Origin of the sequence: Mycobacterium hainanense (assembly GCF_041890355.1) — a bacterium.
GTDB classification, from domain to species: domain Bacteria; phylum Actinomycetota; class Actinomycetes; order Mycobacteriales; family Mycobacteriaceae; genus Mycobacterium; species Mycobacterium hainanense.
The window spans coordinates 5,286,664-5,306,159 of the sequence record NZ_CP169059.1; the positions used below are offsets into that span (position 1 = coordinate 5,286,664).

The following is a 19,496-nucleotide window of genomic DNA, read 5'->3' on the forward strand; positions in this document are numbered from 1 at the left end:
AAGCTCGGGCGAGAGGCGTCAGGGCCGGGGGGCGCCCAGCCGGAACACCCGCCAGCCCGCGCGTGTCCAGCGGGCGGCGTCGAGGCAGTTGCGGCCGTCGACGATGACCCGGGCCCGGACGCGGTCGGCGAGGTCGGCGGGGTCGAGGTAGATGAATTGCCGCCACTCGGTAAGCACGAGCACCGCGTCGGCGCGGTCGCAGGCCTCCTCGACGGAGACCGCGTAGTTCAGCGTCGGGAACAGCTGCTGCGCGTTGTCCAGCGCCTTGGGGTCGTACACGTTGACCGCGGCGCCGTTGAGCTGCAGCTGCCCGGCGACGTTGAGCGCGGGCGAGTCGCGCACGTCGTCGGATTCGGGCTTGAACGCCGCACCGAGCACCGCGATATTGGCGCCCAGCAGTGAGCCGCCGCACGCGGCGCTGGCGAGCTCCACCATCCGGGTGCGCCGGCGCATGTTGATGCTGTCAACCTCACGCAGGAAGGTCAGCGCCTGGTCGGCCCCGAGTTCGCCGGCGCGGGCCATGAAGGCGCGGATGTCCTTGGGCAGGCAGCCCCCGCCGAAACCCAAACCGGCATTGAGGAATTGGCGGCCGATCCGCGGGTCGTAGCCGAGCGCGTCGGCGAGCACGCTGACGTCGGCGCCAGCGGCCTCGCATACCTCGGAGATGGCGTTGATGAACGAAATCTTCGTCGCCAGAAAGGCATTGGCCGAGACCTTGACCAGCTCCGCGGTCTGCAGGTCGGTCACCAAAAACGGCACGCCGTCGGCGAGCAAGGGCCCGTACAGCTCACGCACCGCCATCTCAGCGCGCGTCGAATCCTGCTGCACGCCAAGCACGATGCGGTCCGGGTGCAGCGTGTCGTGCACCGCGTAGCCCTCCCGCAGGAACTCCGGGTTCCAGGCGATCTCGACGTCGACGCCGGCCCGCGCCAGCCCGGCAGCGCGATGGTTCAGCTCGGCCGCGGTCCCGACCGGAACGGTCGACTTACCCACGAGCACCGATGATCTCGTCAGCCGCGGCACCAGCGCGTCGATGACGGCGTACACGTGGCGCAGGTCGGCACCGTACTCGCCCTTCTTCTGCGGCGTGCCAACGCCGAGGAAGTGGACGTCGGCGAATTCGGCCGCCATGTCGTAGTCGGTGGTGAACCGCAGCCGCCCCGCAGCCAGGTTCTTGGTGAGCAGATTGCGCAGCCCGGGCTCGTAGAACGGGATGTCACCGCCGGCGAGCTTGGCGACCTTGCCCGGGTCGATGTCGACCCCGACGACCTCGTGTCCCAGTTCCGCCATTCCGACGGCGTGGGTGGCGCCCAGGTAGCCGGTGCCGAAGACGGTGCATCGCATAAAACCGGTGTAGGTCGCCGCGATGAGCTAACTGCATCGCGCCGCTGAGCGGGAGGCAAACGGCAGATGACAGGTGGCCCAGCGGCGATCGCGAGCGCGGCGCAGCCGGGCGAAGCGGGTCGCCGCCATCGAGCCAGCGGCGATCGCGAGCGCGGCGCAGCCGGGCGAAGCGGGTCGCCGCCATCGAGCCAGCGGCGATCGCGAGCGCGGCGCAGCCGGGCGAAGCGGGTCGCCGCCATCGAGCCAGCGGCGATCGCGAGCGCGGCGCAGCCGGGCGAAGCGGGTCGCCGCCATCGAGCCAGCGGCGATCGCGAGCGCGGCGCAGCCGGGCGAAGCGGGTCGCCGCCATCCAGACCAGCGGCGATCTGGCTAGCGGCGGCCGAAGCCGCCGTGACCACCGCCGAAGCCGCCGTGGCCGCCGCCGAAGCCCGGGATCCCGGGGATTCCGCCGCCGCCACCGCCGCCGTGCGGCCCTTCCTCGCCGCCGCCGTGCGGCCCGAAGCCGCCGCCGGGGGGCCCACCGATGACCGGCCCGCCGATGCCGGGGATCGGCAGCGGGATCGGCACCGGAATGGGAGCCACCGGGGGTGGCGGGGCCGGAGCCGGCGCCACCGGAATCGGGGCGGGCGCCGGGGCCTCGGGCACCGGGACCGGAGCGGGGGCCGCCGGGGCCGGGGCGGGCACCTGGACCTCGGGCGCGGGCGCCGGGGCCGCTGGAGCCGGGGCCGGAGCCGCCGGTGCGGGTGCTGGCGCCGCGGGCGCCGGGGCCTCGGCCGGCGCGGGGGCCGCGGGGGCCGGGGCGGGCCGGGTGGGCGCGACGACGACGTTCTGGTTCGGGCTGGGCCGGACGTTGGCCGTCGGCCGGATGGCGATCGCCAGCGAGACGACCAGCGCCACCACACCGATGATGAAGACGCCCGCCACGATGCTTCCCACCAGCCGGAACGAGCTGCGCTGGGGATAACCCGCGTCGACGAGCTCGGTGGCGCCGGTGTGCGCGCCGGTGTAGAGATCGTCGACCTCGTCCGGCACAGCGCTGTAGGCCAGCGCGTCCCTGCCCAATGTTCCCGGGGTTTCGAAGTAGCCGGGCGCCACCGCGAACGGGTTGATCGCGCCCGTGCCCGGGTCCTGCGCGTAGGCCAGCGCCGCCGTGGAGGACGAGAACAGCGGGGCGTTCGCCGACGCCAGCGCCGCCCCGCGGGCCAGCGCCGTCTCGGGCTCCTCGGGCGCCGACAACGGCAGCGAAGTGGCCGCCTCCAGCGCGGGCTTGATCAGCGGGAGGTCGATGCCCGAGCCGACGACAAACACGCCGTCGGGCCGCGTCTCCAGCGTCTCGGCGTGCGAGACCATGCTGGCCAGCTGGGCCACCGCGGCCTCGTCGTCGGCCGGCAGCGGCTGACGCTGGACGTCGGCGATCGACCCGTCGGCGCTGTTGACGACCGCCAGCGTTGCGCTGTCGGGCTCGATGTACAGCAAGGCCGTCTGGGCGTAGTTGGTCTGGCTGCCCACGGCTTGGGCCAGGGCGGCCGCGGCCAAGAAGGCCGAGACCAACATCACGTTCTCCACCTTGTGGGCGGCCAGTGCGTCCCGCAGTGCGGCGGCCTCGATCGGGTCGGTGAATGTGACGCCGGTCGATGCCAGTTGGTAGCCGCCCTCGGCCGCGCCCTCGCGGGTGCCCAGGATCGCGGAGACTACCTGGTTGGCCGCGCTGAGCGTTGCCGCCTCGTCTTCGGGCGGAACGTCGAAATTATCTTCGTCGACGGTGGCGCCTTCGCCATTCTGGCCTTCGACCAGCACCATTCGGACTGCCGTCGGCGCCATCGACACGCCAAGTACCGTGTCCAAAGCTCCTCCATCGTTCGATTGCTAGCGCTGATGATGAGAACGTGGCCGCCGCACCCCGCGAAAACGCCAGAGGTCACTGATTCCCCACCGTGTGTTCCCCTAGTCCCCCGATTTTACGCGCGTTCGGCGCCCAAGGGACGGGCCGGGACGCGGCTAGGGGATGGGAATACCGTGCCCGCCCAGGTGTCGATGCAGCCAGTCGTCCCACTGATCGCTGTGAGAGGGGCCCGGCCCGGGTTGGGGCGATACCTGCGTGGGCGGGACGGCCGGGGCGGATGCCGGCGGCGGAGGCGCCGAGGGAGGGGGTGGTGGCGCCTGGACCGCCGGGGCGACGACGTTTTGGGTGATGTCGGGGCGCTGATGCGCATGCGGCCGGATGTCGAAGGCCAGCGCGAGCGCGAGCGCCAGAACACCTCCGACGAATATCAGCGTCGCGGCGACGACGGCCAACACCGGCTTCCGGCTGCGCGGCTCGCCCGAGTGAGCGGCCGCCTCGCTTCGCCTAGCCGCCCGGTCACCCCCTTCGGCGCTGTATGCGAGCTCGCGCCCGCCCGTCGAGGGCTGCCCCGCGTAGGGCATGGCGATCGTCGACGGCGCCCCCAGGTGGGCGTTGGCCGCCGCCAACGAGGCGCCGCGGGCCAGGGCCATCTCGGGTTCCTCGGGGGTGGTCACCGACAGCGAGGTCGCGGCCTCGAGCGCCGGCTTGATGTACGGGATGTCGACGTCTGAGCCCACGAGGAACAGGCCGTCGGGCCGCGCCCTCATCGATTCGGCGCCCGAGGCCAGCGCGGCCAGTTGTGCCAGCGCCGCGCCGTCGCTGTTGGGTAGCGAATGCCGGCGCACGTCGGCGACCGAGCCGTCGGCGGTGTCGACGACGGCCAGCGTCGCGGTGCTGGGCTCCACGAACAGCAGCGCGGTGCGCGCGCTGTTGGTGGCGCTGCCGGCCGCCTGGGCCAGCGCCGCGGCGGCCATCACACCGGGCACCAGCGTGACGTCGTCGATCTTGCGTTCCGCCAACGCATTTCGTAGCGCGGCCGCCTCGGCCTGGTCCGTCCACGTCACGCCGCTCGATTTCACCCTATAGCCGCCCGCGGCCGCGCTCTCCCGTGTGCCGAGAATCGCGGCGACCACGCGGTCCGCCGCGGCGACCGCCGTCGTCTCATCGGCGAGTTCAAAGCCGTCCTGGTCGACGGTCACTCCGCCGGCAGCTTCGCCTTCAACGAGCACCATGCGGACCGTCTCGGGCGCCATAGACACGCCAAGTACGACGTCCACCGCTCCTCCAAGTCGTCCGATTCGATTGCCGTGCGAGGACACGTGCGTTCCCGCCGCGGGGCTTCATCACATCCCAGAATTGGCCGGACGGATTTTCCTCAGCCTTCCCGGCCCCACTCCCCAGTCGCCACCCTAGCGCGCGGAGCTGGACGCGCCCGGCAGTCGCGAGGGGCTACTTGTGCCCGCCGCCCCCACCGCCGCTGTGGCCACCGCCACCGCCACCGCCACCGCCGAAGCCGCCACCGCCACCGCTGTGGCCACCGCCGAAGCCGCCGAGGCCGCCACCGGGGGCCCCGCCGCTGTGGCCACCGCCGAAGCCACCGAGGCCGCCACCGGGGGCCCCGCCGCTGTGACCGCCGCCCGGGATGCCGAAGCCGCCACCAGGGGCCCCGCCGCCGACCGGCCCGCCGCCGTGACCGCCACCGAGGGGTCCGCCGCCGAACAGGCCACCGGGACCGCTGGGTGCACCGCCGCCGGAACCGGGGGTCGGAAGGTGCCCGCCGCCCAGGCCGCCGTCGCCCGGGGGCGAGGAGTGGCCGCCGCCCAGGCCGCCGGGGCCGCTACCGGGAGGCGGCACATGCCCACCACCGGAACCACCAGGACCGCTACCCGGCGGCGGCACATGCCCACCACCAGAACCACCAGGACCGCTACCCGGCGGCGGCACATGCCCACCACCAGAACCACCAGGACCGCTACCCGGCGGCGGCACAAGCCCACCACCGGAGCCACCCGTGCCGCTGCTGGGAGGCGGGGACGAGCCCTGCCCGGGCGGAGTTTGGCGCGGCGGCCACTGCGGGCCCGTGCCACCGGTCTGCGGCGGCTCCGGGACGTGCACCGGAGGCTGGGGCAGCACGGGCGGGGGCGAGACGTGCGGCGGACCCTGAATCACCGGCGGGGTCAGCACCGGGTTGGGCACGGGCACGCGGACCGGGGGCAAAATCACCGGCGCGATCGGCGGGACCACCACCGGAACCGGGACCACCGGCGCCGGGGCCGCGGGAATGGGGGGTGCCGCGGGCGGCGGAGGTGCCGCGGGCAGCGGCGCGGCGAACTGCGGAGTCATCGGCTTGGGTGCGGCCACCTGCTCGGGCAGGTTGAGCTTCGCCGCCGGGGCCGACGCCTCAACGGGCGCGGGCGCCTGCTGCGTCGGGACGATGAGGTGTTGTCCCGGTGTTGGCTGCAGAGCGACGGTTCCGGTGGTGCGGATGCCGATCGCCAGAGCGATCTCGAGCGCCAACACCGCGCTGATGCCGGCGACCGCCAACCCACTCCCGATCAGCAGGGCGGGCCTGCGCCGCGGTTCGCTTTCTTCCGGCATGAAGAGCTTCTCGATGACGACGGTCGGCGAGTCGGCGTCCTCGTCCGGTACCGCGCTGTAGGCCAGCTCGTCGTCGACCGCCTCCGGCGCGAACGGCGCATAGAGGTATTCAGGCAGCGAGTACTGGTCGACCGCACCGGTGCCGGGGTCTTGCGCGTAGGCCAGGGCGGCGGTCGACGAGGCGAACAACGGCGCGTTGGCCGAGGCCAGGGCGGCGCCGCGGGCCAGCGCCGTCTCCGGCTCCTCCGGCACGCTCACCTCGAGGGGCGTCGCGGTCTGCAGCGCCGGCTTCAGCGGGGCGATGTCGACGCCCGAGCCGACCACCAGCACGCCGTCCGGCGCGGCCTGCAGCTTCTCCAGTCCGGCGATCATGCCGCCGAGCTGCGCGGCGGCCTGGTCGTACGAATCGGCGTAGATCGGTTGCTTGTAGACGTCGGGGATGGAACCGTCGGAGGTCTCGACGACCGCCAGCGTCGCGGTGTCGGGCTCCACGAACATGATCGCGGTGCGCTCGTAACCCATTGCGCCGCCGACGTTTTGGGCCAACGCCGTGGCCGCCAGAAAGGCGGACACCAACATGACGTTCTCGATGCGGTAGGCGGCCAGCGCGTCGCGCAACGCCGCCGCCTCGAGCTGATCGGTCCACGTGACGCCGATGGACGACACCTCGAGGCCGGCGTCGGCCGCGCCCTCCCGGGTGCCCAGGATCGCGGCGAGCACTTGGTCGGACGCGCTCGCGGTGGCCGCTTTGTCGGCGGCCGAGACGTCGAACACATCCTCTTCCACGGTGACACCGTCGGCGTATTCGCCTTCCAGGACAACCATTTGGATCGATGCCGGTGCCATCGACACCCCGAGCACGATATCCAAGACAACCCCTCCAAAGGTATTGCGAGACGAACCATGGCGCGGCGGAGGAAAAAACCATGGCTAACTAAGTATCGCGCAGAAAGGGGGTGCGGGAGGCTCCCAGAACCTATGTAGTCCTTATGAAGTTCTGATAGGAGCGCGACGGCGTGGGTCCCCGCTGGCCCTGGTACTTCGACCCAACTTGCGAACTGCCGTAAGGATGTTCGGCCGGGCTGGTCAACCGAAGGATGCAGAGCTGACCGATCTTCATGCCCGGCCACAGCGTGATCGGCAGGTTGGCGACGTTGGACAACTCCAGCGTGATGTGACCGCTGAAGCCCGGATCGATGAACCCGGCGGTCGAGTGCGTCAGCAGACCCAGCCGGCCCAGCGACGACTTGCCTTCCAGCCGGCCGGCGAGGTCCTCGGGCAGGGTGAAGAGTTCCAGCGTGGAGCCGAGCACGAACTCCCCCGGATGCAGCACGAACGGTTCGCCGTCCACCGGTTCGACCAGGGTTGTCAGCTCGTCCTGCTGCTTGGCGGGGTCGATGTGGGTGTACCGGGTGTTGTTGAAGACGCGGAACATGCAGTCCAGGCGGACGTCGATGCTGGACGGCTGCACCAAGGCGTCGTCGTATGGGTCGATGCCCAGCCGGCCGGCGGTGATTTCGGCCCTGAGGTCACGATCGGAGAGCAGCACGCGACGAGCCTATCGGCTGCTCGCCGTCGCGGGTTCAGTCGGCGAGATACATCTCCCCACCCTTGGGGTAACCCCCGCCGGTGGTGGTGACGTGGACGTGGTCGTAGTGCCCCAGCCGGCTCGGTTGCGCGCCGCCCGGCGTGTAGTAAACGCCGCGCCAGATCGCGTCCTGGATCCCGAAGCGTTTTGCGTTACTCATCACGTACGCGACGATCTCGTTGCCCAGGGTGATGCCTTCGGCGCTCTGCGGGTCGGGGATCATCACGTCGATCGCCAAACCGAGCGGATGCCACGGCAAGGGGTCCGGTCGCACTCCACCCATTTCGTGGATCTGGGGAAACTTGGCGCTGATGCTGCGCGAGACCTGGATCGTTCTGACCTGCAGGCCCTGTTCGGGTGCAAGCCCGGCCGGCAGGAAGCGGGATCGGGTGTGGTACCTGGAGGCCGCGAGCGGCGCATCCATGCCGTCGCCGCGGGACACATCCGACGCCAGCACAACCCCCACCGGCTTTGCCGGCACGATTTGTAAGCAGCATGCTGAAGTGTCGCCAATAACGGGTGGCGCGACGGGGCGTGGCACGAAAGGGGCGTCATCGCCGGCCGCCGCGAAGAACACGGCAGCCGGTGCCAGCGCCCCTGCCAGGAGCAGCGGTGTTTTACCCCGCTTCTTGGCTAAGCTGTGCCGACCCACCCCAGGCACATTACGACATGATCACGAAAGAATAAACACGGGTCCTTGAATTTGCAGGACAGCGACCATTCCCTCACCGCAGCCTTTTGTGCGACGGCGACGACGGCGCCGGCCGCGTCGTCTTCGGCCGCCCTACTCATCCAACGGATCGGCCGTCGATGCTAGCCTTCGTTGTCGACGCCGCCGATGTAGTTCAATGGCAGAACATCAGCTTCCCAAGCTGAATACGCGGGTTCGATTCCCGTCATCGGCTCCACGATGGGCAGCGACACCGGACCGGGTTCCTGCCTCGGTGAGGCCAGTGGTCCCGTAAGGCCCCTTAGTCAGTCGGGGTAATCGCCGGGTGCAGGCCGCCGTCCGCCTTATGGAAATGCTTGGCCGGTGCCCGGTTCGGGCCGCCGTCTTGGATGTACGCCGGGGACGCCTCCATCACCGTCCTGGCCCTTGCAAGGCAGCCTCGGCAGCAGACCGCGCATTAACTTCCCTGCTCAGGACGGGCGCGCCTGGGTCATAGTCCAGCGTGAGGCCAGGGCGTCGCAAATGGCGCGTTGCTCGATCTCATCCTGGTCGTGCATAAGGAGTCCTTCGACGGTGAAGATGCCGATCATCACTTCGGCTTCCACAGTCGAGGGTGAGACTCCCGCAGTCTCCAATTCGTAGCGGAACATACTGCCGGTAATCAGATGGAAGTTTCGATGCCACTCGGCGATGGCGACCGAATGTTCGACGCGGGCGTGCACCGTCGTCACTAGGCGGCTCATCTGGCGTAACTGGCGAACCACCCACAGAACTCGAGCGGGGATCGGTTCGGTCGCAACTTGTTGGTACTGCGGCCAGATGTCGGCCATGACGGAGTCGAGCACAGCGATTAGAACGTCGTCCTTGTCCCCGAAGTACCAGTAGATGGTGTTCGGTGCCACCCCGGCCTCCTTCGCAAGGCGGCTCATCGGGGTGGCGTCGTAGCCAGTATCGATGAACAGCCGGCGTGCTGCCGCGACAATTTCTGCACGCTTCTCTTCGGCGGCCTGCGGGCGTTTGTTCCGTGCCATCGTTCCCCTGCACCGATCAGATCACACTATGTTGAACGACGTTCAAGAACTTGTTAGGTTTGTTGAACACCGTTCAAGATACCCGATGGAGACAGGCGTGAACCAACCACTCAGCTACGTGCGACGCGACGTGACCTTTATGTCCGGGGACACACCTTGTGCGGCGTGGCTGTACCGTCCTGATGGCGTCGAGAATCCGCCCATCGTCGCACTGGCTCACGGGTTCGCCGCCCTCCGCGAACTGCGCCTAGACGCCTACGCCACACGATTCGCCCAGGCCGGCTACGCCGCCCTGGTGTTCGACTACCGGCACTGGGGTGCCAGTGGCGGCCAACCTCGCCGCATCCTTGACATCGCCAAACAGCACGCTGACTGGCGGGCCGCCATCGCCTACGTTCGCAGCCTGGACAACGTCGACACAACCCGCGTGGTGGGTTGGGGTTCCTCCTTCGGCGGTGGTCACGTTCTCGACTTGGCAGCCCATGACCACGATCTCGCCGCCGCCATCGTCCAGGCGCCTCACGTCACCGGCCCCGCATCAGCGTTCTCGCAGTCACCCAAACTGATCGCACGCCTCATCGCCGCAGCACTGCGCGATCAGGTCGGCGCATGCCTCGGGCGGGCACCGTACCGAGTGAAGTCCATCGGCAGGCCCGGCGAGGTCGCCATGATGACCTCACCTGGGGCTTATGAACTGGTCGAAGCGATGGCCGGGGATAAACGCGACGAACTTTTCGCCGAAAACGACGTCGCCGCTCGCATCGCCCTGCGCGTGCCGCTGTACTCCCCGGGACGCAAGGTCGCAGACATCACCGCGCCGACTTTGGTGCAGCTCGCCAAACGTGACGACGTGACGCCGTACGCGAAAGCTAAGAAGATCGTCGCCCGCCTCCCCCACGGTGAAGTCCGCTCCTATGACTGCACGCACTTCGAGCCCTACCTGGAGCCGCATTTCGACGGGATAGTGACCGACCAGATCGACTTCCTAAATCGCCACGTCCCACTGGTATGACCCCTTGGTGTCCGATCCTGAACCCGAGGAGAAGCTGCGCGGGCATTACGCGTGTCGGCGCAATTCGCGACGAGAATTATGAGAACCTACCGCCGCTATTGTGGCGCTCAACACACTCACCTGACTGTTTTCCCGGCGAATAGCGTTGTAGTACAGTCGAATCCAGAGCTAAGTCACCCGCAATCTGCACAGGGTCTGTGACGGGCTCGTTTCCGCATTTGTACGGAAGTCAAGCGGCAAGCTCGCAACGAACACGGGCGCTGTGCAGACAGCAAGTAAGCCAGCGGAATCGCGTGATGCGCGAGGACCTTGACCGCGACACAGCGGTCGATACACGTCCGCCGCCACAATGCGGGTAATCACCCGGGCTCTGAAATACCGCGTCGAGCGTCGATGAAACCGAGCACATCGTAGGAGGCCATGAGGATGCCCGGCCCGCCCGCCGATCAGCCGGAAGCGCTGATGGCCGCCGCCGACCTGATCGACCCCGACGACAACCCGCTCTGCTAGTGGCCGCAGACGACCGGACCGATCACAAAAGTGGGTCAGCCTGCGATGAGACGCTGACCGCGAGTTCGCCCTCTCGTAGGACAGCGGAGTGCGGCGCGGAAGCGTCGCCGAGCGCAGTCGCACAAGCGGGAGCGGGAAAACAACTGACCGGCGCCGTGGTCATCATTGCGCTCGTCGCGGCGATCTCGGGCGTGCTCTACGGCTATGACACCGGTGTCATCTCGTGGGCTCTGTTGCAGTTCACCGAGGACTTCAACATCACCGAGGGCTGGAAGCAGGTGATCGCCGCCAGCATCCTGCTCGGCGCCGTCGTCGGGGCCTTGACTTGCAGTTGGTTGTCCGAGTGGCGCGGTCGCCGCGGCACTCTGGTGATGCTGGCGGTCCTATTCATCGTCGGCGCGCTGTGGTGTGCCGACGCACCCGATGCCCTGCTGCTGTCGCTGGGACGCGTGGTCCTGGGCTTCGCGGTCGGCGGAGCCACACAGACGGCGCCGATGTACGTCGCCGAGCTCTCGCCGCCGGCCTACCGGGGACGGTTGGTGCTGTGCTTCCAGATCGCCATTGGGGCGGGCATCCTCTTCGCGACCATCGTCGGGGTCTCGGGATCGGTCCCCTGGCGAGGGCCGATCGGATTCGCCTGCGTACCCGCCGCGATCATGCTGTGGTTGTTGCTGCGCCTGCCGGAAAGCCCGCGCTGGCTGATCAAGCAAGACGATCGAAACGCTGCACAAGCGGTTCTCGAGAATGTCCGGCCCGACGGCTACGACGTCGCCGCCGAGCTGGACGAGGCGGCCGAACTCGCGCGCGTCGAACGCACATCCAGCACGCGCGGGTGGGCTGGGTTGCGCGACGCGTGGGTGCGCCCCGCCCTGGTCCTGGGCTGCGGTATCGCGGTCTTCACCCAGCTCAGCGGCATCGAGATGATCATCTATTACTCCCCGACCCTGTTGACCAACGACGGCGTGTACACGTCCGTAGCGCTACGGGTGTCGGTGGGGTTGGGAGCGACGTACCTGATCTCCCAATTGGTCGGGTTGGCCATCATCGACCGGGTCGGTCGGCGCCGGCTCACCCTCATCATGGTGCCGGGCGCGGCGATCAGTCTGTTCGCCCTGGGCCTGCTCTTCGTCACCAGCGACAGCGGTCACGAGGTGCTTCCCTACATCATGATCTGCCTAGTCGCCTTCATGCTGTTCAATGGCGGCGGCCTGCAGCTTATGGGATGGCTGACCGGCTCGGAGACCTATCCGTTGGCGGTGCGACCGGCGGCCACCGCCGTCCAGTCGGCGACGCTGTGGGGGACCAACCTGCTGATCACGCTGACAATGCTGTCGCTGGTCAAGGCGATCGGGGTCGGGCCCTCGATCTGGCTCTACGCACTGTTCAACGTGGCGGCGTGGATCTTCGTCTTCTTCCGCATGCCCGACCTCACCGGTAAAAGCCTGGAAGAGATTGAAAACAAGCTTTTCGAGGGCAAGTTCCGCCCATCAGACTTCACGCGGTGACGAATTCGGTTGAGCGGTAGGTTTTTTGGCCCGCGGCCCGAATGCCTCGGCTCGGTTCGCTGTTAGCGATTGGCCGGGCTCGGTACCGAGGGACTGCGTGGCCCTCGGCCGCGGCCCGCGAGCCCGAAACCGGGCGCGACACGGCTTCAGGCTGTGTGCACCGAGCGTATTCCCGAGGTCTCAAAGTCCTCCTTCGTCCATCCGAAACCCCAGCGCAACACCTCATTCTCGAACTAAACCCCCGTGGCCGAACCGTGACCGAGGCGTGGCCAAATGCTAACGCGCCCTTGCGCTTCCGCTGGTCATCGGCGCTTTACGATCCTCCTATTACAACTATGTCAGTTAAGAGGAATCGGAGCCATGCGAGCGGTCGTTCGGTGTGTTCTTGCGGTGGGTGGGATCGCTGTAAGCGTGGTTGCGGGACCGACTGGCACCAGCATGGCGGCGGCCAGTCAACCGCATGAATTCGCCATTGCTTCGGTCCTGCCGGCGCGGGACACGACGGTGGGCGTCGCCCACCCCGTCGTCGTGACGTTCAACGCGCCCGTCGCAAACCGGCACGCCGCCGAGCGCGCCCTCGGGGTCACGTCGACACCGGCGATGACCGGCCGGTTCGAGTGGCTGGACAACAAAGTCGTGCAGTGGGTACCAGACCACTACTGGCCGGCGCACAGCACGGTGGCGCTTGCGGTCGACGGCCGCTCCACGGAATTCAAGACCGGCCCGAAGGTCATCGGTGTCGCCAACATCACCGACCACACCTTCAAGGTGAGCGTCGACGGAGTCGACGCGGCTCCACCACCCACTCCGCATCACCGGCCCCACTTCGGCGAAGAGGGCGTGTTGCCCGCATCGATGGGCAGGCCCGAGTTTCCGACGCCGGTCGGCAACTACACCGTCTTATCGAAAGACCGCTCGGTGCTTATGGATTCGAGCAGCGTTGGCATTCCCGTCGACGACCCCAACGGCTACATGCTCAACGTCGACTACGCCGTCCGGATCACCAACCGGGGCCTCTTCGTTCATTCCGCCCCCTGGGCCGTTTCTTCATTGGGGCTGGAGAACGTCAGCCACGGCTGCATCAGCCTCAGCCCCGACGATGCCGAGTGGTACTACAACACGGTCAATGTCGGCGACCCGGTGATCGTCAAGCAAGACCTGTGGGAGCGGCCGCCTTCCTGAGCGGCTCCTCGCCCGATCGCTTTGAGCGCGAGGGCTTTTCACCTACCAGCAACCTGCGCCGAGTGAAGTTAGTTTCACGCTCGCGGTCGACTGTGCCGCTAACTTCACGCTCGGCGGGTGAAACGCCCTCGGCGGCTGGAGCGCGGCCGGCGGGTGGGGCCGCCGACGGCTGGGACGCCGCGGGTGCGGCAGACACAAACGAACGGACCCGCTGGTCGAAAACCAGCGGGTCCGTTCCCGTCGAAAGGGAATGACGCTCAGTGCGCGCCGGGGCCGGGCGCAACCGGCTGACCGGGCTGGGGCCCGCCGGTTGGGGCCGGACCGGTCGGGGCGTCCTTGACCCCGGACATGTCGACCAGCGGGGCACCGTCGAGAGGAGCACCGGCCGCCAGGGGGCCGCCGAGGGCAACCAGCGGAGCGCCGGCCGGGACCACCGGCGCGATGGGCAACGGCGCACCCAGCGGCACCGGGGCACCCAGGGGTACCGGCACGGGAGCTCCCACCGGCAACGGCCCGGGCACGGCCAACGGAACACCGGCCATGTCGGTGAGCGGCGCGCTGGCCGCGCAGACCCCGGCGGTCGGCGCGCCACCGGCGGCCGCTCCGCCCGCGGCGGCCGGCCCGCCGGCCAGGGGCGCGGCCCCGACCTCGCCCGCCTGGCCCTGAACGCAGGCGTATCCGCCCGTCTTCAGGGGAGCGGCTGCCGCATCCGGGCTCAACGCAAGTGCGGCTCCGCACACCCCAAGGCTGGCAACTACTTTCATGTTGAACCGATCGACGATCGCCATCAGCGCCGACTCTCCTTTAATTCGCGCTCACATATCCGATGCAGCAGACAACGGGCCAATTGTCGGCAGCCGACGTGAAACACGGGACGCGCCGCACCGCGCCGTATCCAAATGGTGACGTCACAAGGGCGTCACGAGCCGGGTGCGACCGCGCAGGGAAAAGGCATCCGGCCGAGGCAACGTTTCGGTCTCGCTGATCGGAACTTTCCGCAGCTCATTCCCAGGGAATTTTTGGCGACCCAACATGTCTTGAAGGTTCTATATAGGTGAACGGACAGTGAACGAGGAGAGGGAGGATCGGCATGACGCAACGGCGGCCCTATGGCCGATTCATCAAGACAGCGCTGGTGAGCGCCCCCATGCTGGCGGCCGGAGTCGCGCTGGCCGGCCCCGCGCAGGCGGACGCGACCACGTTCGTCAATGACCTGCACAGGAACGGGATCCACGCGGTCAGCGGCGGCGACGAGGCGCTGGTGCAGATGGGCCTGAACGTGTGCCAGCAACTGTCGTGGGGCGCCCCTCCGACGCAGATCGAGGGCCTGGCGTTACAGCGCTCCGACAGCAGGCAGGGCGCCGGCGGGATCACCCCCCAGCAGGCCGACGACGTGGTCATCGACGCTGTCCGCGATCTCTGCCCGGACGCATAGCCACTGGTCTTTGCCCACAATTCACCATCGAGATTTATCTTCCGCGGCGTGCTCGGCGGCGCTTTCGTGTAAAAGTGCATCATCCGCGATTCGGGCACGGGACGAAGGAGAAGATTTCGATGGCAGCACAGCGGCCCTATGGCCGGTTCATGGGCGCAGCCGGCGCAGCCCTTGCAGGGGGCCCACTTCTGGCCGCGGGCATCGTCTGGGCCAGCCCGGCCCGGGCCGACGGGGCTGCCTTTCTCAACGACCTGCACAGCGCCGGCATCCACGCCGTCAACGGTGGTGACGACGCGCTGCTGCAGATGGGCGCGGACCTGTGCCAACAGCTTTCCTGGGGCGCCTCCCCACAACAGCTCGAGGGCTTGGCGGTCCAGCGTTCGGACGCCGACCAGGGCAGCGGCGGGATCAACGGCCGGCAGGCCGCGGACGTCGTGATCTTCGCCTTGCGCGATCTATGCCCCAACGCTTAGCGGTGCGCTAAGTTCCGGGAATGGAGCTGAGCGCGCGCAACCTGAGCGCACTCGGCATCCCCACCCCGGCCTACGACCGCAGCCAAATCACCGTCGGCATCGTGCATTTCGGCGTCGGCGGGTTTCACCGCGCCCATCAGGCGATGTACATCGACAGGCTGCTTCGCGACGGCCTGGCCCGGGACTGGGGAATCTGCGGCGTCGGCGTGCTGCTCGGTGACCGGCGGATGCGCGACGTGCTGCGCGCCCAGGACCACCTGTACACGTTGGTCCTCGAACACCCCGACGGCACCCGGGAACCCCGCGTCATCGGCTCCATCGTCGACTTTCGTTACGCCCCAGACAATCCCGAGGCGGTCATCGAGCTGCTGGCCGCACCGACCACCCGGATCGTCTCGCTCACCATCACCGAGGGCGGCTACCACCCGCCGCTGAGCGACGTGTACCCGCTGGTGGCCGCGGCGCTGAACCGGCGGCGCGAACGTGGCCTGCCCTCCCCCACGATCGTGTCCTGCGACAACATCGTCGAGAACGGGAGCGTGGCGCGGGAGGTGTTCACGTCCTACGCCGAACGGCTCAGTCCCCAACTCGCACAGTGGATGCGCGAGCACACCAAGTTCCCCAACTCGATGGTCGACCGGATCACCCCGGTCACCACCCCGGCCGCGATCGAGCGCCTTGACACCGAATTCGGCGTGCGCGACGCCTGGCCGGTGGTCGCCGAGCCGTTCGCCATGTGGGTGCTCCAAGACGACTTCGCCGACGGCAGGCCCCCGCTGGACAAGGCGGGAGTCCAGCTGGTCGACGACGTGGCTCCGTACGAGGCGATGAAGCTGCGGCTGCTCAACGCCGGCCACCAGGGGCTGTGCTACTTCGGCTACCTGGCCGGGTATCGGTTGGTGCACGAGGCCGCCCACGATCCACTGATCGCCGAATTCCTGCACGGCTACCTGGAATACGAGGCGATGCCCACGCTCACGCCGGTCCCCGGGTTGGCCGATTTCAAGGACGGGCTGCTCCCCCGCTTCGGCAACGCCTACGTGCGCGACACGGTGGCCAGGCTGTGCGCCGACTCGTCGGAACGCATCACCAAGTGGCTGCTGCCCGTGGTCGCCGACAACCTGGCGCGCGGCGGCCAGGTCCGGCTGTCCGCGGCGATCGTGGCGAGCTGGGCGCGCTACGCCGAGGGCGTCGACGAAACCGGTCAGCCGATCGAGGTGGTGGACCGGCTCGCCGACACGCTCGTCCCCATCGCCCGCTCCCAGCGGGACGACCCGACCGCGTTTCTCGCCAACCGAGCGGTGTTCGGTGACCTCGTGGACCAGCCCCGCTTCCTCGAGCCCTACCTGTGGGCGCTGGACTCCCTGCACCGCCGCGGCGCGCGCGCCACGTTGCGGGCACTCGCCTGGGCCGGCGGATGACGCTGGTCGCCGGCGTCGACTCCTCGACGCAGTCGTGCAAGGTGCTGATCTGCGACGCGGACACCGGCGAGGTGGTCCGCGAGGGCCGGGCCGGCCACCCCGACGGGACCGAAATCGACCTGGCGGCATGGGAATTCGCGGCCAACGCGGCGATCGCGGCCGCGGGCGGCCTGGACGGCGTGGAGGCGATCGCGGTCGGCGCGCAGCAGCACGGCATGGTGTGCCTCGACGCGGCGGGTGGGGCGGTGCGGGCCGCGCTGCTGTGGAACGACGTGCGCTCGGCCGACGCGGCCCGCGCCCTCACCGACGAGCTCGGCGGGCCCGGCGCGTGGGCCCGAGCCGTCGGCGTGGTGCCGCTGGCCGCGATCACGGTGGCCAAGCTGCGCTGGCTCGCCGACCACGAACCGCGGCATGCGGACCGCACGGCGGCCGTCTGCCTGCCGCACGACTGGCTGAGCTGGCGGCTGCGCGGGGGCACCGATGTCGCGGCGCTGACCACCGACCGCAGCGATGCCAGCGGCACGGGCTACTACGACGCCGCAAGCGGCGCCTACCGCGTCGACCTGCTCGAGCTGGCCCTGCGCGGCCGTCGCCCCCACCTGCCCGCCGTGCTGGGACCCGCGGACGCAAACCTGAGCGGGACAACCACGTTCGGCGCGGGTCTCGGTGACAACGCCGCGGCTGCGCTCGGCCTCGGCGCCGACGAGGGCGACGTCATCGTGTCGGTCGGGACGTCGGGCGTGGTGGCCGCGGTGACCGCCGACCCGGTCCGCGACGACGCGGGGTTCGTCGCCGGGTTCGCCGACGGGACCGGCCGCTACCTCCCGCTGGTGTGCACGCTCAACGCCGCGCGGGTGCTGGACGCGGCAGCCGCGATGCTAGGGGTCGACCACACCGGGCTGTCGCAGCTCGCGCTGTCCGCGCCGCCGGGCAGCGCCGGCCTGGTCCTGGTGCCCTACCTGGAGGGTGAGCGAACCCCCAACCGCCCCAATGCCTCCGGCGCGCTGCACGGCCTGCGGGTCGCGAACGCCACGCCGGCGAACCTGGCCAGGGCCGCGGTGGAGGGGCTGCTGTGCGCTCTCGCCGACGGCCTCGCCCACCTGGTCGCTCAGGGCGTGGTCGCGCGCCGCATCCTGCTGATCGGTGGCGGGGCGGGGTCGCGGGCCCTGTGCGCGATCGCCCCCGCGGTGTTCGGCGTACCCGTGTTGGTGCCCGCCCCCGGGCAGTACGTCGCGCTGGGCGCGGCCCGGCAGGCGGCCTGGGCGCTGAGCGGATCGGCGCGACCGCCCGCGTGGGCACCGCCCCGGACCGACGAGTACACCGCCGACCCGACGCCGCAGGTGCACGAGCGCTACGCGCAGGTGCGGGACTTGACCGAGGGGGCCTAGTCGCAGGGGCGGAACACCGGGAGCACCCGGTATTTCGCGGAGAAGCTGGCCTTCTCGTATTCGTCGCCCACCTCGCCGTCGCACGCGATGACCGTCGGGCCGTCGACCGCGGTGAACGCGAACTCCGGCACCTGCAGCTCGTGGTACAGGGGGCTGCGCTCCAGCCGCCCCAGCGCGAGCGCGGTCAGGATCCTGGTCCGCGACCACCGTCGTCCCGCCTCGAGCATCCGGACGTCGATCAGCCCGTCGTCCATCCGCGTCCGCCGCGACGGGGCGAAGCCGGTCGGCAGGTAGAGCGAGTTCCCCAGGAAGAACAGCGACGTCAGCAGCGTCTTGTTGTCGTAGCAGATCCGGACGGGCTCGTCGCGGCGCAGGGTGTGCAGCATCGCGTAGAGACCGGCAAGCGGCTTGCCGATGCGTTTCTCCAGCTTTTCGCGCTGCTGCACGAAGGCCGGGTAGGCGCCGATGCTCGCCGTGTTGAGGACCATCTGACTTTCGTTGAGGCACACCAGGTCCACGCATGCCACGCTGCCGCGGCGGATCGCGTCGACGGTCTTGGCCACGGTGTCGCAGCCGATGTCCTTGGCGAAGTGATTGAACGTGCCGGCGGGGAACACGGCCAGCGGCAACCCGGCCTCGATGGCCACCCCCGCCGCGGTCGCCACCGTGCCGTCGCCGCCGCCGACGGCAAGCACCTCGGCGTGGGCGGCGGCCTCGCGCAGAGCCTGCTGCGGGTCGTCGTCGGGGCCGAGTTCGCGGATGTCCGCCTTTGGCAGCGCCCGGCGCACCTCGTCGACGACGCGGGACCCGGTGCCGCCGCCTGATTCGGGGTTGATGACCAGCACCACCCCGTCGCCGTCGGGCCGTTCGGGTGCCGGGACGCGAAGCGGTTCGGCCTTGGGCAGGGCGGTTTCGACGATCGGCGGAACCAGCCGACCACCCAGCACCGCCACGCCCGCCCCGATGCCGAACCCGGCGACGACGTCGCCCGGGTAGTGCGCGCCGGTGGCCACCCGCGAGAGCCCGACCAGCCCGGCCAGCAGCGCCAGCCCGAAGCCCAGCATCGGGTTCTCCAAACCGACCCCGACGGCGAACGCGGCGGCGCTGGCGGAATGCCCCGACGGGAAGGAGTTGGACGTCGGCCGACGGCGGACCTGTCTGACCAGCGGGACCAGCTCGTACCCGGGACGCGGGCGGCGGCGGATGCGTTTGGCGACCTGATTGGTGACCAGGCTGGTGACCGCGAGCGCCACGACGCCGCGCGTCGCGCCGCGCTGCGCGCTCTTGTTGCCCGAGGCGGTCAGGGCCGCGGCGATGGCGAACCACAGCTTGGAGTGGTCGGCGGCCCGGGTCAGCGGCGGCATGATCGCGTCCAGCAGCGGGGTGTCGGTCTCGGCGATCGCTTCGAAGATCTCTCGGTCCAGGGTGCCCAGCCCCTGGGTGATCTGATTGATGCCGCGCGCGCGTCGCCAGGGCCGCCTGTTCATTCGCTACAC

At 69.4% G+C, this 19,496-nt stretch carries 16 protein-coding genes and 1 tRNA gene; 8 read left to right on the top strand and 9 right to left on the bottom strand.

The window, feature by feature from the left end; translation table 11 throughout:
* Positions 1-18: 18 nt before the first annotated feature.
* The 6 genes from ACEL92_RS24925 to ACEL92_RS24950 form a co-directional block, all read right to left on the bottom strand.
* Positions 19-1,344 (bottom strand): UDP-glucose/GDP-mannose dehydrogenase family protein, encoded by a 1,326-nt coding sequence (locus ACEL92_RS24925; protein WP_374023240.1) that lies wholly within the window; start codon positions 1,342-1,344, stop codon positions 19-21.
* Between the two features lie 369 nt (positions 1,345-1,713).
* Positions 1,714-3,144, bottom strand: a complete 1,431-nt coding sequence (locus tag ACEL92_RS24930) for a hypothetical protein (protein WP_374026376.1) — start codon at positions 3,142-3,144, stop codon at positions 1,714-1,716.
* 198 nt (positions 3,145-3,342) lie between these two features.
* On the bottom strand, positions 3,343-4,464 hold the full coding sequence (locus ACEL92_RS24935; protein WP_374023241.1) for a hypothetical protein: 1,122 nt from the start codon (positions 4,462-4,464) through the stop codon (positions 3,343-3,345).
* A gap of 172 nt (positions 4,465-4,636) precedes the next feature.
* Positions 4,637-6,655, bottom strand: coding sequence for a hypothetical protein (locus ACEL92_RS24940; RefSeq protein ID WP_374023242.1), 2,019 nt, complete (start codon positions 6,653-6,655; stop codon positions 4,637-4,639).
* Between the two features lie 106 nt (positions 6,656-6,761).
* On the bottom strand, positions 6,762-7,334 hold the full coding sequence (gene dcd / locus ACEL92_RS24945; protein WP_067304154.1) for a dCTP deaminase: 573 nt from the start codon (positions 7,332-7,334) through the stop codon (positions 6,762-6,764).
* A gap of 34 nt (positions 7,335-7,368) precedes the next feature.
* Positions 7,369-8,025 (bottom strand): hypothetical protein, encoded by a 657-nt coding sequence (locus tag ACEL92_RS24950; protein ID WP_374023243.1) that lies wholly within the window; start codon positions 8,023-8,025, stop codon positions 7,369-7,371.
* 182 nt (positions 8,026-8,207) lie between these two features.
* Between ACEL92_RS24950 and ACEL92_RS24955 the strand changes: the two genes are divergently transcribed.
* A tRNA-Gly gene (locus ACEL92_RS24955) sits at positions 8,208-8,281 on the top strand.
* A gap of 232 nt (positions 8,282-8,513) precedes the next feature.
* Here ACEL92_RS24955 and ACEL92_RS24960 read toward each other — a convergent pair.
* Positions 8,514-9,074, bottom strand: coding sequence for a TetR/AcrR family transcriptional regulator (locus tag ACEL92_RS24960; RefSeq protein ID WP_374023244.1), 561 nt, complete (start codon positions 9,072-9,074; stop codon positions 8,514-8,516).
* An 85-nt stretch (positions 9,075-9,159) separates the two neighbouring features.
* Between ACEL92_RS24960 and ACEL92_RS24965 the strand changes: the two genes are divergently transcribed.
* The 3 genes from ACEL92_RS24965 to ACEL92_RS24975 all read left to right on the top strand — a co-directional run bounded on the left by ACEL92_RS24965 (position 9,160) and on the right by ACEL92_RS24975 (position 13,283).
* Positions 9,160-10,086, top strand: a complete 927-nt coding sequence (locus ACEL92_RS24965) for an alpha/beta hydrolase (protein WP_374026377.1) — start codon at positions 9,160-9,162, stop codon at positions 10,084-10,086.
* A 563-nt stretch (positions 10,087-10,649) separates the two neighbouring features.
* Positions 10,650-12,101 carry a sugar porter family MFS transporter gene (locus ACEL92_RS24970; RefSeq protein ID WP_374026378.1) on the top strand — a complete coding sequence of 484 codons (1,452 nt, stop codon included), beginning with the start codon at positions 10,650-10,652 and terminating at the stop codon, positions 12,099-12,101.
* A gap of 360 nt (positions 12,102-12,461) precedes the next feature.
* Positions 12,462-13,283 (top strand): L,D-transpeptidase, encoded by an 822-nt coding sequence (locus ACEL92_RS24975; protein ID WP_374023245.1) that lies wholly within the window; start codon positions 12,462-12,464, stop codon positions 13,281-13,283.
* 257 nt (positions 13,284-13,540) lie between these two features.
* Here the strand turns inward: ACEL92_RS24975 and ACEL92_RS24980 are convergent, their stop codons facing one another.
* Positions 13,541-14,071, bottom strand: coding sequence for a hypothetical protein (locus tag ACEL92_RS24980; protein WP_374023246.1), 531 nt, complete (start codon positions 14,069-14,071; stop codon positions 13,541-13,543).
* Between the two features lie 302 nt (positions 14,072-14,373).
* On the opposite strand from ACEL92_RS24980, the gene ACEL92_RS24985 reads away from it, so the two are divergent.
* From ACEL92_RS24985 to ACEL92_RS25000, 4 genes are all read left to right on the top strand, one after another.
* The gene (locus ACEL92_RS24985) at positions 14,374-14,718 is read left to right on the top strand and encodes a DUF732 domain-containing protein (RefSeq protein ID WP_374023247.1); all 345 of its coding nucleotides are present in this window, start codon (positions 14,374-14,376) and stop codon (positions 14,716-14,718) included.
* A 149-nt stretch (positions 14,719-14,867) separates the two neighbouring features.
* Positions 14,868-15,191, top strand: a complete 324-nt coding sequence (locus ACEL92_RS24990) for a DUF732 domain-containing protein (RefSeq protein WP_374026379.1) — start codon at positions 14,868-14,870, stop codon at positions 15,189-15,191.
* Positions 15,192-15,211: 20 nt separating this feature from the next.
* Positions 15,212-16,612 (top strand): mannitol dehydrogenase family protein, encoded by a 1,401-nt coding sequence (locus tag ACEL92_RS24995; protein ID WP_374023248.1) that lies wholly within the window; start codon positions 15,212-15,214, stop codon positions 16,610-16,612.
* Positions 16,609-18,000, top strand: a complete 1,392-nt coding sequence (locus ACEL92_RS25000; RefSeq protein WP_374023249.1) for an FGGY-family carbohydrate kinase — start codon at positions 16,609-16,611, stop codon at positions 17,998-18,000. Before ACEL92_RS24995 ends, ACEL92_RS25000 begins: the two co-directional genes overlap by 4 nt.
* Here the strand turns inward: ACEL92_RS25000 and ACEL92_RS25005 are convergent.
* Complete coding sequence (locus ACEL92_RS25005) at positions 17,997-19,487, bottom strand: bifunctional phosphatase PAP2/diacylglycerol kinase family protein (protein ID WP_374023250.1); 1,491 nt, start codon at positions 19,485-19,487, stop codon at positions 17,997-17,999. The genes ACEL92_RS25000 and ACEL92_RS25005 overlap by 4 nt on opposite strands.
* Positions 19,488-19,496 lie beyond the last annotated feature (9 nt).

What these genes read in the sequence shown, in the direction of transcription:
- ACEL92_RS24925 (WP_374023240.1), bottom strand. Translation starts at nt 1,344, where the DNA reads ATGCGATGCACCGTCTTCGGCACCGGCTACCTGGGCGCCACCCACGCC.
- ACEL92_RS24930 (WP_374026376.1), bottom strand. Translation starts at nt 3,144, where the DNA reads ATGGTGCTGGTCGAAGGCCAGAATGGCGAAGGCGCCACCGTCGACGAA.
- ACEL92_RS24960 (WP_374023244.1), bottom strand. Translation starts at nt 9,074, where the DNA reads ATGGCACGGAACAAACGCCCGCAGGCCGCCGAAGAGAAGCGTGCAGAA.
- ACEL92_RS24965 (WP_374026377.1), top strand. Translation starts at nt 9,160, where the DNA reads ATGGAGACAGGCGTGAACCAACCACTCAGCTACGTGCGACGCGACGTG.
- ACEL92_RS24975 (WP_374023245.1), top strand. Translation starts at nt 12,462, where the DNA reads ATGCGAGCGGTCGTTCGGTGTGTTCTTGCGGTGGGTGGGATCGCTGTA.
- ACEL92_RS24980 (WP_374023246.1), bottom strand. Translation starts at nt 14,071, where the DNA reads ATGGCGATCGTCGATCGGTTCAACATGAAAGTAGTTGCCAGCCTTGGG.
- ACEL92_RS24985 (WP_374023247.1), top strand. Translation starts at nt 14,374, where the DNA reads ATGACGCAACGGCGGCCCTATGGCCGATTCATCAAGACAGCGCTGGTG.
- ACEL92_RS24990 (WP_374026379.1), top strand. Translation starts at nt 14,868, where the DNA reads ATGGGCGCAGCCGGCGCAGCCCTTGCAGGGGGCCCACTTCTGGCCGCG.
- ACEL92_RS24995 (WP_374023248.1), top strand. Translation starts at nt 15,212, where the DNA reads ATGGAGCTGAGCGCGCGCAACCTGAGCGCACTCGGCATCCCCACCCCG.
- ACEL92_RS25000 (WP_374023249.1), top strand. Translation starts at nt 16,609, where the DNA reads ATGACGCTGGTCGCCGGCGTCGACTCCTCGACGCAGTCGTGCAAGGTG.
- ACEL92_RS25005 (WP_374023250.1), bottom strand. Translation starts at nt 19,487, where the DNA reads ATGAACAGGCGGCCCTGGCGACGCGCGCGCGGCATCAATCAGATCACC.